Consider the following 13,296-nt stretch of genomic DNA (forward strand, 5'->3'; position numbering starts at 1 on the left):
GTGAGTGCGTGGGCTCTAAATTCGAAAAACTAAATAAGTTGCGCGACTCACTGCGAGAATCCAACCACGATTTTCGAGCGAGCACTCAGCTATTCACCAGCCTGGATCCTGCCAAGATAGACGCCGACCTGGATGTCATTAACCGCGGGAAGCAGCGCGGTGAGGTGAACCAGCCCCCGAAAACGGCAAAGAATCTCGACGATGTCGAACATGCCGTCGTAGAACGCGTTGAGGATGAGAAGAAGGCCGCGCATCACACTCTTGAAGACAACCTGCAACTTCTTGGAGGTCGTCTGGCCGGCCTCGATTTTGAAGAGCAATTCGGCCTGATTCGTCAGACCAATGCGGCTAGCGTGTCGGACTTTAAAGCCTCGGTCGCCGTGGGCCTCGATGAACTTCACGGCTTGAGGAGGGCTCTTAACGACGCCGAAAAGGAGCATGCCTGGTTCAAGGAGAAGCACGGTCTGGTTCGTGCCGCGCGTGTGCAGCACGGTGCCGCTCACATTTTCCGGCTATCGCTTCTCTTGTTTCTGTTTCTGATTGAGACAGCGATGAACGGAAACTTTCTGGCCAAGGGCAATGAGCAGGGATTTTTCGGAGGCATTCTCGAAGCCGCGGCATTCTCCTTCATCAACATTGGGGCTGCTTTGCTCCTGGCGGTTTTCTGCGCCCGTCTCGTCACCCATCGGTCGTTTTTCGTAAAACTCGTCGGGATCATCTCGATCCTTTTCTATGGTGGCTTGGCCATAACCATAAACCTGGCACTGGCGCACTACCGTGAGGTAAGCGGCTCGCTTGCGGACGGTGCCGGCGCTGAGGTCATCCGAAATATGCTCGCCAATCCAGCGGGTCTCACGGATATCAAGTCTTGGTTGCTGTTTGCGATTGGCCTGATGTTCTCGCTGTTCGCTTTTATCGACGGCTGGTTCGTGCTCGACCCTTACCCCGGCTACACCGGTGTTGAAAACCGGCTCGTTCGAAGGCGCGATGACTACATCGATCGGAAAAAGGAGCTGATCGAAGAGCTGCAGGATGTCCGCGACGACCACAACGAAAAAGTCGAGGAAATCGTCAAGCAGCTTGGTAGTCGCCGGCGCGAGCACCGCGCGATCATCGATCATCGATCCAGGCTTCTGGCGCTTTTTGCGCAGCATCAGGACCAATTGGAGCGAGCCTGCAATCAGCTATTGTCGATGTATCGGGAAGCCAACATCCAGGCGAGGACCGAGCCGGCGCCCAAGCATTTCGGAACGCCCTATAAACTCGAGCGCATCAAACCATACGTCACCGGCGAGCGGGAGTGGAATGAGGGAGATGTTGGCGCATCAATCCGCCAGGCGCAGGAGGAACTCAACGAGCAGGTTCGTCTGATTGGTCAGGAATGCGAGCGGGGAATCGAGCAGTACCGAGATCTTGATAAGCTTCACCCGGACGGCGTGAATGTCTAGGCGGACCCGTAGACGGAAGAGAGGCAGTGCAGGCACGATCGCAGCGGCCATTGCCCTTGGTGTTCTATCCGTCGCGATGTTGGCGGGCTTCGGCTGGATGTGGACAAGGTCGGGCAATGGCCAGATCGACGCCAACACGAATTGCCCATTGAACGGACCAACCAGCCTGACGGCAGTCCTCATCGATGCCACTGATCCAATTTCGGCGACTACGATGGCTGATCTCAAGAACGAGTTTCGAAAGACCATCGGGCGGGTCGAGCCTGGTGGCTATGTCAGAATTTACGCCCTGAGTTCGGTACCTGGTGAGCTGACGGTGATGTTCGATGGATGCAACCCCGGTGACGGGTCGACGGTCGACAGTTGGACCAACAATCCTGCGCGGCGTCAAAAAAAGTGGGAAGACGCCTTCGGCGATCCTTTGAATAAGCTTCCAGATGAAATCCCGAATGCGGCTTCCGCGAGCCAGTCTCCGATTATGGCTGGTATTCAGAAAATCAAGCTGTCGCTCTTTGACAGCAGCTTAGCCAAACAGGGCAGTCCCAAACAACTGGTGGTCGCCTCCGACATGATCGAGCACACAACGATTTACTCGCAGTACCGATCGGGGCTTGATTACCAAAAATACATCAACAGTGCCGCCGACCGCACATATGGGACGTCGCTGGACGGGGTGGGCATCACAATTCTTTATGTCGATCGGGCAAAGAAGCCATTTCAGACCCTCGATCACGCGGAGTTCTGGACACAATGGGTCCAGAACCATCATGGCGAGTTCGAAAAGCTGGTTGGTTTGGATGGGTTAAACTGATGGCCAGAACGCGCGAGAGACCTTTGCTGGATCATCCACGTCTGCCGGTCGTGGTTTTCGCGGCATTAACACTTGGCGGGAGTGTGTTCATCGCCATTGCAAAACTCTCGGGCGTAAATCCGATCGTGGCGGCGGTAGCACCGGCCTGCCTGATGTTTTTCTATCTCGGGGTCTCGATCTTTGCTGGAAAGCTACAACTGCACGACGAGCAGACCGGCGATAACCTCTACTATATGGGCTTCCTGTTCACCCTGACGAGCCTTGGGGTCTCGCTGTTTCAGTTTGGATCGGAAGGCTCGACCGACACGATCGTCCAAAATTTTGGTATCGCGATCACGTCGACCATCACCGGAATTGCGCTGAGGGTTTTCTACAATCAGATGCGGCGCGATCCCGCGGATATCGAGCGAACAGCGAGGCACGAACTTGCCGACATGACACGGCGTGTAAGAACCGAGATGGAAAGCGTAACCAGGGAGTTCGCCGACTTTCGTCGTGTTAGCCATCAAATGCTCGAAGAGGGCTTCGCAGAGATTGCCGAACAAGCGGCACGCAACGGGGAGCACATTCGATCAGCCCTGGACAAGATCGCAATGGAATCGATCAAGCCTGTCCAAGAGGCGTCTGCCAAGCTCAGTGACGCGTTGCAGCACAATTTCGGGCAAGTGGAAACCCAGTTCGCTTCGATAGCGAACCGCGTTGGAGCTGCAGCGGATCTATTAGATAAAGCCAACAGCTCGATGTCCACCTCTGTCGGAAAGCTCGGTGATCAAGCCGACAATATGGCTGCTAAGCTCGATAAGGTAATTGTTCCTGATGAGGTGCTGAAGAACGATCTGGCGCCGATGGTCAAGCTCCTCGGTAATGCTGTCGCACAATATGCGATAAAGACCGAAACAGCCTCGCAAGAGCAGCAAACGCGGATGACCAGTCTTGCCGACGCAGTAGTCAAGGTGGCGACTGGAGTGGAGAGGGCGGTAGCGGCCGCAGAAAAGACCGCAGAAACTGTCCAGGCGCAGCAGCGTTTGACTGAGGAGTTCATGGCTGCGATGCAGAAACACAGCAATGAAACCCGCGGCCTCGTAGCAGCTCTCACGCAACACAGCCTCCCGGCCGTGCGTACGCCCCAGCCTCTGAGCAATGCGATCGCAAACGATGTCGAGCGGGTGGCGGCACCTTCCACTGTTGCCGCCGCTGTGGAGACGCCAATCAACGTCGCGGATGATACGCAGGGCGACACCTTCCAATCGTTGAGCAGCCCGGCGCAGGTGGAGAAGAACGAGCCGCCAAAACGAGCAAGTTGGTGGGGCAGGTGAGTGAGGTCGGCGGAACGGCCATCACGTTTGAGCGCAAGGGTTATGGGCGCGGCCTGATACTCGGCCTGACTATGGCTGAGACGATGCTGCTACTCGTTTTTTGCCTTTTGCTTGCTGCAGGCGCGATCATTGCCAAGACAAAGAAAGAGGCCGCGGCGGCACAGAAGATTGCGCAGTCCCTCAATGAGAACGCTCGCAAGCTTGAAGAGGAAAATAAGCGGTTGCTGGCTCAGCTGAATGCCATGGTCAAGCCTGCCAGTCGACGCAATGTACCTGATCAAGAGTGGCGTGAATTGGTTCGGGCCAAAGAGGCCGCAGAGGCAATCAAAAAGGCGGGACTGACCCTTGAGGAGGTGGTGAAAAGCGCGCCGGTCATCAAAGTCTTGTCCGAAAACAGCGTCGACGTCGATCAGGCCAAAGCGATGATCGAGAAGATGAAGGTTCTGCGCGAACTCGGTTACGTTGGCACGGACAAAACTTCCAAGGATCTTGCCGACGCGCTGAAAAAGGCGGCGGACGAGCCCCTTATTGACAAGCCGCACGATTGGCCACCGATCATCAGTCTTAGCGAGCTGGATGGCTATAACTTCGACACTGGAAGTGCGGAGCTTTCCGATGGCTTCAAAACGAAGTTGCGGCAGATGTCGAAGACCATTGCTGGAATTGCCACTTCCTATGGGGTGGACGTCATTGAGGTGATTGGCCACACGGATGAGCAGGCGATGTCCGGGGGTTCATCGAATATGGACAAAGGCCTTCAGCCCGTACTGGCGCGCAAGATGGACATTGGAACACTCCACCCGGCTGACAATGCCGGGCTCGGATTGGCGCGAGCAATCTCCGTCACAGGTATCCTGCGCGACATGCCCGAACTGGAAGGCTTTACAATCCTGCCGATGTCCGGAGGCCAGTTGATATTGCCTGGCGACCGGCTCACCGACGGCGCACAGGCCGGCGACGTCAAGGCGAGGCGGCGAATTGAGATCAGGGTTAGGCAACGTTCGCGAGAAACAGATATTGGCGTGGTTCCGATACCAAAATTGTGAGGCGAACTGCCCTTGAGTTCGCTCATAGGGCTTTTGGGGGGATTGCGGATGGGGTTTTACGTTCGAAAATCGATTAGTGCGGGACCTTTCCGCTTTAACTTCTCGTCTGGCGGGGTTGGCGCATCCGTTGGCGTGAAAGGTCTTCGTGTCGGGACTGGCCCGCGAGGGCACTATATTCACGCAGGCGTCGGCGGTCTCTACTACCGAGGCACTTTGGGAAAGCGCAGCGGGAAGCAGGCGGAGCAACTGTCTCGCTTGCCACATGCGCCACAGCTCCATCCAACAACCTCACCCGCGCAATATGTCAGTGACGGCGTCGTCATGAGAGAAATCGAGTCCGCCGATGTGATCGAGATGCGGGATGAGACATTCGCCAATGTGCTTGACGAAATTAATGCGCGGCACTCGCAGACGCGAATGTCGCTCATTCTGGCCATGCTGTTTGGGGTCGCCGGATTAATAGCAGGAGCAATGCTTGGAGGTGGGGTCGCGCTGATCGGCATTGCTGCCTTTTTGCCGGGCATGCTCATTGGCAAATGGTTGGACAGCTACCGCCGGGTGAGCGTGCTCTACTATGACTTGGAGCAGGACGCGGAGGCGGCCTACGGGCGACTTTTCGCCGCCTTTGAAATGCTCACGCGCTGCGCGGCGAGTTGGCATGTCGCCGCCGGTGGCAAGATAGAAGATCTCACAGCATGGAAGCGCAATGCGGGGGCCTCGATGTTGGTCGATAAAAAGTCGACGACGCTCCAAGCTTCCTTGCCGAGCGTTGTGCGCAGCAATGTCACACCACCGTCGATACATGTCGGCCGGCAAATCCTTTATTTCATGCCGGACATGATTTTGGTGAAGGACGGAAATCGGTACGGTGCCGTTGGGTATGGCGACCTCAGGACGCAATTTGCTCCCAGCAATTTCATCGAGACCGGCAAAGTTCCATCTGATGCTGAGATCGTGAGTTATACCTGGGCTCATCCCAATAAGAATGGCGGACCGGATAAGCGCTTCAGAGATAATCGGCAGATTCCTGTCTGTCGCTACGAAGCCTTGCGGCTTTCTAGCCCATCCGGGCTCAACGAGCTGGTGGAATTTTCCAAGACCAACGTCAGCCAGCCTTTTTGCCAGGCTCTATCGGCCCTCGCGCAGATGCACCGAAACGCCGGTGGTCAGTCCGGCCTGCTGAAAGGGCGCTAAGGGATGGGCCTAGTCAGCAAATGCCTTCGCAAGGAATGCCGTCACCGTCCCGGTCCAATTTCGGTCCCCAGCTACAGTTATTAAGATACCACCGCGCCTCATCGCATGAGGATATTTGCTTACAATAGCGAGGCGGCTGACACGAATAGCTTTGAGCCATTTGGCGAAGGCCTGTAAGGTGGTAGGAAGCCTCATTGCCGGGTTTATTGTTGGCAGCATGTGTTGCTCGCCAATCCCAAGGCGCGGTGAAAGTGCCAACCCAGATGCCAATCTTGGCCCTTTGGGCATCAGCCTGTTGTGACGCGTAACTGCCATGGCTGTACCGGGGCCAATCAAGGGCAAAACCCTGTTCGACCATCCAAGACGCAACGCTAGCACCGTCGGCCCGCAGACAATCACCAACGAAGCGGTGATACCGATCCCACGAAACAAAGTTGCAACGGATGGGTCGTGATTGACTGAGGAAGCTCTCCAGGGCTGCGGCAGATTTGCGGCCGCATGGATATTGTTGCCCGCTTGCGTCGCTGCAGTTTTGGCTGCTTTCAGGGGCGTCGATGCCATTGAAGCGAATACGCTGTCCGTGGATCTCGATCGTGTCCCCGTCAATGACGGACGCGACGCCAACGATAGGCGCCGGCGTCGACCCGAGCGCGCTTGCTGCATTGGGACCCGCTATCTTGTTGCCTGACCCTGTGAGGTAGGAAGTGGCATAAGCGCCCGCCGCCATCATCATCACCAGGATGGCGCCTAGTGTTTTCCGTGAGAACAGAAGGCTGCGCATGATTGAAACCCGGCCGCGTCTCGACCGTGAGCTGCGACGACGGGAATAGCGATCGCGATTCAATTTCCAATCCTTTGCCAAGCTGCCAAATGTTTGTTAGCGCGCCTTTGACCTCTTGGTTGCTGCTTTCTTGGGCGCTGCCGCTTTGCGACCGAGGCCAATTGATTTTGCCAATCTGGACCGGTTGGCTGAATAGTTAGGTGCGACCATTGGGTAATCCTGGGAGAGGCCCCACTTCTGGCGATAGGCGTCGGGCGTCAGCCCAAACTGCGTGTTCAAATGTCTCTTGAGCGACTTGAACTTTTTGCCGTCTTCGAGGCAGACGATGTAGTCCGGAGTGACTGAGCGCTTGGGGTTGACCGCGGGAACTTGGTCGGGTTTCTCCGGTTCGGACGGCTGGCTGATACGCGCCAATGACGAATTGATACTGGCAATTAGGTCGGGCAATGAGGAGACCGGCACTGAATTCTTGCTCACATAAGCCGCAACGATATCGGCGGTAAGCTCCATCAGCGCGGCGGCGGTATTTTGGATTTCGTCAGTCACTTCATGGCTCCGGACTTTTGCAGTGAAATCCCGATCTATTACTTATCGGCCGAAAAAACCAGTAGAGAGAGGATACTAAAGCGGAACCACGGGGAGACGGTGGATTGTTTGGGCGAGGCGTTTTTTTGTATAATCAGGAAAGCGGCTTGAGGCTCACAGGCGGATGCATTTAGATTTACAAAAAAGGAGAGCCTAGCGATGACATTTTCGAAAGACCCGCCGCCGGAGGATAAGCCCAAAAAGGGTAAGGCAAAGCCAAAGAGTGGATCTCTATCGGACCGCGGTCCATCTGCAGGTGCCATACGGTTCCGCAACGGGTTGTCGGTGTCGGAAAGCGACGCTGTGGAGGCGGCTAAATACGCGAGCAGGGAGAGAGAATCCTCGTCAGACAGCGACTAGCCAAAATGGTTGGGCCAAGAAGCAGCCCTCATCCATGGCGCACGTCGCAATAGTGACGGTTTCGAAAAATAATCGCAGTCGTTTGAATTTCAAAACGGCTGTTTTTCTTGAGCGAGCGTTCCATGCGGGCTCTAGCTGGTCCTCCTTCAAAGCGGATGTAAGTCTTGGACGTTAAACAGTCAGTTTTCCAGAGCGATTTGCCCCTGAGGGATAAACTCGAGCGCGCCAGAATGGAGTTGCTCGATCTCTCTGCACGCAACCGCCTTTTGAATGTGCCGCGGTTTTCCAAGAGTGCGAAGACAATCGATATCGTCGACGAGAAGTCGTCCGAAATTTATCGGTTGCTGGTGAGCGAAGGAAAGGCTTTCACCTTCCTGGCTGGAAAGCCCGATAGGCCGAGATCGGGCGAAGCCGAAGGCGGCCCTCAAGACGAGGAGATTGATTATTCTCCGGTAGCGCTCGCTCAGCCCGAGGACGAGGAAGTCAATGACAGAGGGGTGTCCGCGCGGCATTCCGACACCAAGCTTCAGACGCGAATGACGCCAACGGGCCTTCAGCGCCGGCTGCTTGACCTATATCATGATGCGCGGACGCTGGAGGAGGAGCAGGGTGTCAACATCCTCTTTCTAGCCCTTGGTATGCTGAAGTGGGTTGATCCGAACAACAAAGAAAACATTCGTCAGGCGCCGCTGGTTTTGGTCCCGGTTCAGCTTGAGCGAGGGGCTGCTGGGGAGAAGTTCCGGCTGCGAGCCAGGCCGGAGGACCATAGCGCAAATCTCTCCCTGGAACTCTATCTCGACCGCATCCACAAGCTCGCTTTGCCGCGTTTTGAAGTAGGAGATGACTTCGACGTTTCGGCCTATCTCGATGCCGTTGCCGACGCAGTTTCGACCAAAGAGGGCTGGGAGGTGCTTGCCGATGATATGGTGCTCGGCTTCTTCTCGTTTGCGAAGTTCTTGATGTACCGTGACCTCGATCCGGATCTCTGGCCGGATGGCGCTAAGATTATCGCGCAACCGAAGATCCGCTCGCTTCTTTCAGATGGTTTCGAAACACGCGAACCGCTGATGTCGGATGACATTGCGATTGATCCGCACATTGCACCAGCTGAGATGTTGCATATCGTCGACAGCGACAGTTCTCAGACGCTGGCGATCCATGATGCAAGAAAGGGTCGCGACCTCGTTATCCAAGGTCCGCCCGGGACAGGAAAATCGCAGACGATCGCAAACATTATCGGGTCGGCCGTGGCCGACGGAAAAACCGTGCTTTTTGTGGCCGAAAAAATGGCCGCACTTGAGGTCGTGAAGCGACGGCTTGATACTGCTGGGGTCGGGGACGCGTGCCTCGAGCTCCATAGCAACAAGGCGAACAAGCGCATGATGCTGGAGGAGCTTCGGCGCACCTGGCAACTTGGTTCGCCGAGGGGGCAGATTGCCTCGTCGCTGACTGAGCGCCTGCTGGAGGCTCGAGATAAGCTCAATGCACATGCGACGCGGATGCATGTTCCCTATGGAGCCTCGGAACTCACCGCCTATCAGGTTCTAGGTCAGCTGACCCGGCTAAGGCAGGTTGGTCAGAAGCCCGTGGACATCGACCTTAAGGATGCCACAAGCTGGACAAATGACGGCGTTTCGCAACGTCGCAAATTGCTCGATGAGGTCTCTCAGCGGATCAACGAGATCGGCTTGCCCATTCACCATCCATGGCGTGGAGTAGGTCTGGATGTCGTTCTTCCAACGACCATTGAGAGGCTCGTCCCACGCATCTTGGCGTTGCTGGATCAAACCAAGGCACTGCAGGCCAAACTAGTCGATATTGCGGAGCGGATCGAGGCTGAGCCTCCGACAATCCTCAGCGACAGCGGTGAGATAGAAGATCGCGCTGAACTTCTTGCGTCCGCGCCGGCACTTCCTGCGGAAGCACTTGTCTCGCCGGTATGGGATGAGCGTCCAAAAGATATCTCATCGCTTCTTTGGACAGGAACGGACTTCGCCAGCAAAGCCAAGGAACTGTCGGAGCAGCTGGCGGCAACGGCTGTCGACACGCCGATTGAAGGTCTCGAGACAGAGCTTGCAAAACTCCCCTCGGAGTTTCCAAAAGATGGTTTTCATCGTGCACAACAGCTCACGATTCTTCTCCCGCGTTTGCGGGAAGAAGCTGAGCGGCTGAATCAAGAACTGGGGGCGACGGTTTTACCAGACACGCTAGCAGGTCTTCTCAAGGTTGTGGTGACCGGTGAGAGAGTTGCTGCGGCCCCCGACGCAAGTCCTGAGGCATTCGCAGCAACTGTTTGGGACTCCGGGCTGGAACAGGCAGGCGACCTTGCCGACAGCGTAGCGACGCTTGAGGCTGCCAGAGCACAACTCCAAGGCAAGGTCGTTGACGCGGCATGGAACACGGAGGTGGCCGCGGCGCGGCAAGCGCTCGCCACACACACCGGCATATTGAAAGCATTGAACGGCGACTACCGTCGCGCCGCTGCACTTGCGCGAACTATTGTGGTCGATCCTAGCGCGCTTGCGACGCAAATAGTTGGTCTCCTCGACCTTTTGATGAAGGGTCAGGCTGCCGCAGCAAGAGTCCGCGAAGGCGACGCTTTTGGCCGTTCGGCCTTCGGAGCAGATTGGCGTGGGGAGCGATCGCCATCAGCGCCACTGCTGGCGCTCGTGGAATGGATGCGCACGTTACGGGGGCTGGGCTCAGAGCCTCGGATTATCGCCGGCCGGATGGCGGAGCGCACCGAAGCCGGTGCGCGTGCGGCACGAGTTCGTAAGGTTATCGAAATCGGTCGGCCGATTATCGAAGGCTTCTGGAACGACCTCGGCCATCTCGCGTCATCCATGCTAGGTGATGTAGCTTCCGCCGAGCGCGCCTCACTGCAACTGATGGAAGCGAAGGCGAGCACTGTAGCTCAAGCCGATGAAGCCTCACGACAGGTTCTGACGGACGTTCCGGATCTTATCACTGAGCGGGTAGCGCTACTGCGCCAACTGGGCAGGCTACAAGCGCTTGCTCAAGAAATCGATGCCGGGGAAAGCCTGGGTAAGTCCGCATTCGGCTCGTCGTGGTTCGGTCGTGGCTCGGATTGGGCCGCTCTCACGCAAGCCGAGCTTTGGCTGAGAGAACATGGCTCAATCCGGCATTTGGTTGCGCGGTTGCCTGAAAGGACAGAGATCGCGATCTTGGCGCGTTCTTCACGTGAAGCGGCTCAAGCGGCAGCGCGGGAATTGAAGGCGCTCACAGGGGACTTAAAAGCGGATGCTGCCTCGTTGTTTGGAGTAGACGATTTTCCGGACGTCGCGATAGGCGAGGTCGTTTCTCGACTGCAAGGTTGGCTCGATCATCAGGAGCAGCTCTCGAAATGGGTTGCCTATGAAGAGCGATCTGAAACAGCTCGCAAGGCTGGACTGGGACAGTTGATAGACGGCCTAGCCAACGGCCAGATTACAACAGCATCGGCGCGATCAGTTTTTGATATGGCCTATTACGAACGAATGTTTCTGGCGATGGCGACCGAGCAGCCCGAGCTGGCAAGGTTCGACGGGGAACTGCATTCGAGGGCTGTGCGTGACTTCGCAGATCTGGACCGCCAACGCATCAAGGCCGGCGCCATCGAAGTGGTCACGGCCCATCACCGGAAAATTCCATCTAGAGACGGTGGAGCTGGACCTGTCGGACTGCTTCGCTCTGAGATGGCGCGCAGACGAGGCCACATGCCCATCCGGCAATTGATGCAGAAGGCAGGCCCTGCCATCCAGGCACTGAAGCCAGTGTTCATGATGAGCCCGCTTTCGGTGGCCCAATTCCTGTCGCCGGGTCGGATGTCCTTCGATCTGCTGGTGATGGACGAAGCGTCTCAGATCCAGCCCGTGGACGCACTTGGCTCGATCGCCAGGGCCAGTCAGGTGGTCGTTGTCGGCGACGAACGCCAACTGCCCCCCACGACATTTTTTGCCAAGATGACAGGCTCTCAGTCCGACGATGACGAGGGTGAGGGCGCGCAGGTCGCCGACATTGAAAGCATACTCGGCCTGTTCACGGCCCGCGGCTTACCGCAGCGTATGCTCCGCTGGCACTACCGTAGCCGTCACCAATCTCTAATCGCCGTATCGAATAGCCAATTCTACGAGAACCGGCTATTCATCGTGCCAAGCCCTTATACCCACGAGGCGGGTATGGGGTTGCGGTTTCACCATGTGCCGGAGGGGGTATTCGATTCCGGTGGCACAGGAACCAATCCGGTAGAGGCGCGAGCAGTAGCCGAAGCGATCATCCGCCATGCGAAGGTCACTCCGCAAGAGACTCTAGGCGTTGCAACATTTTCGGTTAGCCAACGCCGCGCGATTCAGGATGAACTCGAAGCGCTGCGGCGACTAAATCCTGACACTGAGGAATTCTTTCACGCGCACCCCAGCGAGCCATTCTTCGTCAAGAACCTTGAAAATGTTCAAGGCGATGAGCGCGACGTGATCATGATCTCAGTCGGGTATGCCAAGAATGCGCAGGGATACATGGCCATGCGTTTTGGCCCTCTTGGTGCGGAAGGCGGCGAGCGTCGGCTCAACGTCCTCATAAGCCGCGCCAAGCGCAGCTGCGAAGTATTCGCCTCGATTACAGACGAGGACATCGACCTGGAGCGTGGCAAAGGCAAAGGCATCTTCGCCTTCAAGCTTTTCTTGCATTACGCCAGAACAGGGCGAATTTCGCTTGCCCAAGCCACGGTTCGCGAAATGGATTCAATCTTTGAAGAACAGGTGGCCAACGCACTGATCGAAAAGGGTTATCAGGTTCACGCTCAGGTAGGCATTGCCGGCTTCTTCATCGATCTCGCGGTTGCGGATCCAGAGAGGCCGGGCCGCTATATTCTTGGCATCGAATGCGATGGTGCAGAATATCATTCATCGCGCTCGGCCAGGGATCGTGACCGGTTACGGCAATCCGTCCTTGAGGACCATGGTTGGATTATTCATCGGATATGGAGCGCTGATTGGTTCCAGAGGCCTCGCGAGCAGCTAGAGCGAACCATACTAGCGATTGAGGCTGCCAGAAAAGAACTCGATGAGCGGGCTGAATTGGGGATCCGGAGAGATCGAGCTGTAGCCGTGCAGGTTGTTACGGTCGACCGAGGCAACGTGACGGAAATCGGTCTCGAGAGCACAAGCGGATCCGAGACACCCAATCGAGCCTACGAAGAGGCCGAACTAAAGCGGCCGGGATCGTTCGAACTGCACGAGACGCCTAGTGGAATCATGGCCGGGCTGGTCGAGCAGGTTGTGGCTATAGAAACGCCAATCCACGTCGACGAAATAGTTTCGCGTATTCGGGACGCGTGGGGTCTGCAGCGTGCCGGTGGCCGGATCCAGGATGCAATCGAGCGTGGTGTAGGCATGGCACAGAGGGGCGGTGCAGTAGACCGTCGAGGCAACTTCTGCTTCAAGCCGGGTGCTCCTGTTTGCCTCAGGGATCGCAGTGGGGTCGTGTCGCCCGGATTGCGTAAGCCCGAAATGATTGCGCAGGACGAACTTGCCCAAGGCGCCATGGAAGTCGTGAAATCCAACCTCGGTGCGACGGAGGACGAAATCGCCACAGGCGTTGCAAGAATGCTGGGCTTTAAGGCCACAAGCGCACAATTGAGGCAGCTGATTTCGGCTGGCGTCGCCGATCTGGTTGCCAAGGGGTTGTTACGGTCCCAAGACGGCTTGTTGGTGGTTGGAGAATCCGCGAGTGAGAAATTAGCTGAAGTGTAACGGGG

General features: G+C 56.7%; 8 protein-coding genes and 1 pseudogene. 7 read left to right on the top strand and 2 right to left on the bottom strand.

Annotated elements, in window-relative coordinates:
* Nucleotides 1-8 precede the first annotated feature (8 nt).
* The 6 genes and pseudogenes from ACWTU9_RS13770 to ACWTU9_RS13795 all read left to right on the top strand — a co-directional run bounded on the left by ACWTU9_RS13770 (nt 9) and on the right by ACWTU9_RS13795 (nt 5,815).
* Nucleotides 9-1,448: a hypothetical protein gene (locus ACWTU9_RS13770; RefSeq protein WP_455858734.1), complete on the top strand. Its 1,440-nt coding sequence runs from the start codon at nt 9-11 to the stop codon at nt 1,446-1,448.
* The gene (locus ACWTU9_RS13775) at nt 1,441-2,259 is read left to right on the top strand and encodes a hypothetical protein (RefSeq protein ID WP_455858735.1); all 819 of its coding nucleotides are present in this window, start codon (nt 1,441-1,443) and stop codon (nt 2,257-2,259) included. The genes ACWTU9_RS13770 and ACWTU9_RS13775 overlap by 8 nt, the downstream gene beginning before the upstream one ends.
* Entirely contained in the window at nt 2,259-3,575 is a 1,317-nt protein-coding gene (locus ACWTU9_RS13780; protein ID WP_455858736.1) for a hypothetical protein, read from the top strand. Before ACWTU9_RS13775 ends, ACWTU9_RS13780 begins: the two co-directional genes overlap by 1 nt.
* Nucleotides 3,572-4,621, top strand: coding sequence for a hypothetical protein (locus tag ACWTU9_RS13785; protein WP_455858737.1), 1,050 nt, complete (start codon nt 3,572-3,574; stop codon nt 4,619-4,621). The genes ACWTU9_RS13780 and ACWTU9_RS13785 overlap by 4 nt, the downstream gene beginning before the upstream one ends.
* Nucleotides 4,622-4,669: 48 nt before the next feature.
* Nucleotides 4,670-4,816: pseudogene (locus ACWTU9_RS13790) on the top strand (DUF4236 domain-containing protein); the annotation flags it as partial.
* A gap of 126 nt (nt 4,817-4,942) precedes the next feature.
* Nucleotides 4,943-5,815 (top strand): hypothetical protein, encoded by an 873-nt coding sequence (locus ACWTU9_RS13795; RefSeq protein WP_455858917.1) that lies wholly within the window; start codon nt 4,943-4,945, stop codon nt 5,813-5,815.
* A gap of 13 nt (nt 5,816-5,828) precedes the next feature.
* Here ACWTU9_RS13795 and ACWTU9_RS13800 read toward each other — a convergent pair whose 3' ends face one another.
* Both ACWTU9_RS13800 and ACWTU9_RS13805 read right to left on the bottom strand, forming a co-directional pair.
* Nucleotides 5,829-6,596: a thermonuclease family protein gene (locus tag ACWTU9_RS13800; protein ID WP_455858738.1), complete on the bottom strand. Its 768-nt coding sequence runs from the start codon at nt 6,594-6,596 to the stop codon at nt 5,829-5,831.
* Between the two features lie 96 nt (nt 6,597-6,692).
* The gene (locus tag ACWTU9_RS13805) at nt 6,693-7,142 is read right to left on the bottom strand and encodes a MucR family transcriptional regulator (RefSeq protein WP_455858739.1); all 450 of its coding nucleotides are present in this window, start codon (nt 7,140-7,142) and stop codon (nt 6,693-6,695) included.
* A 563-nt stretch (nt 7,143-7,705) separates the two neighbouring features.
* Between ACWTU9_RS13805 and ACWTU9_RS13810 the strand changes: the two genes are divergently transcribed.
* The gene (locus tag ACWTU9_RS13810) at nt 7,706-13,291 is read left to right on the top strand and encodes a DUF3320 domain-containing protein (RefSeq protein ID WP_455858740.1); all 5,586 of its coding nucleotides are present in this window, start codon (nt 7,706-7,708) and stop codon (nt 13,289-13,291) included.
* Nucleotides 13,292-13,296 lie beyond the last annotated feature (5 nt).

It is taken from the genome of Mesorhizobium sp. 128a, assembly GCF_053848025.1.

What these genes read in the sequence shown, in the direction of transcription:
- ACWTU9_RS13795 (WP_455858917.1), top strand. Translation starts at nt 4,943, where the DNA reads ATGAGAGAAATCGAGTCCGCCGATGTGATCGAGATGCGGGATGAGACA.
- ACWTU9_RS13775 (WP_455858735.1), top strand. Translation starts at nt 1,441, where the DNA reads ATGTCTAGGCGGACCCGTAGACGGAAGAGAGGCAGTGCAGGCACGATC.
- ACWTU9_RS13800 (WP_455858738.1), bottom strand. Translation starts at nt 6,596, where the DNA reads ATGCGCAGCCTTCTGTTCTCACGGAAAACACTAGGCGCCATCCTGGTG.
- ACWTU9_RS13780 (WP_455858736.1), top strand. Translation starts at nt 2,259, where the DNA reads ATGGCCAGAACGCGCGAGAGACCTTTGCTGGATCATCCACGTCTGCCG.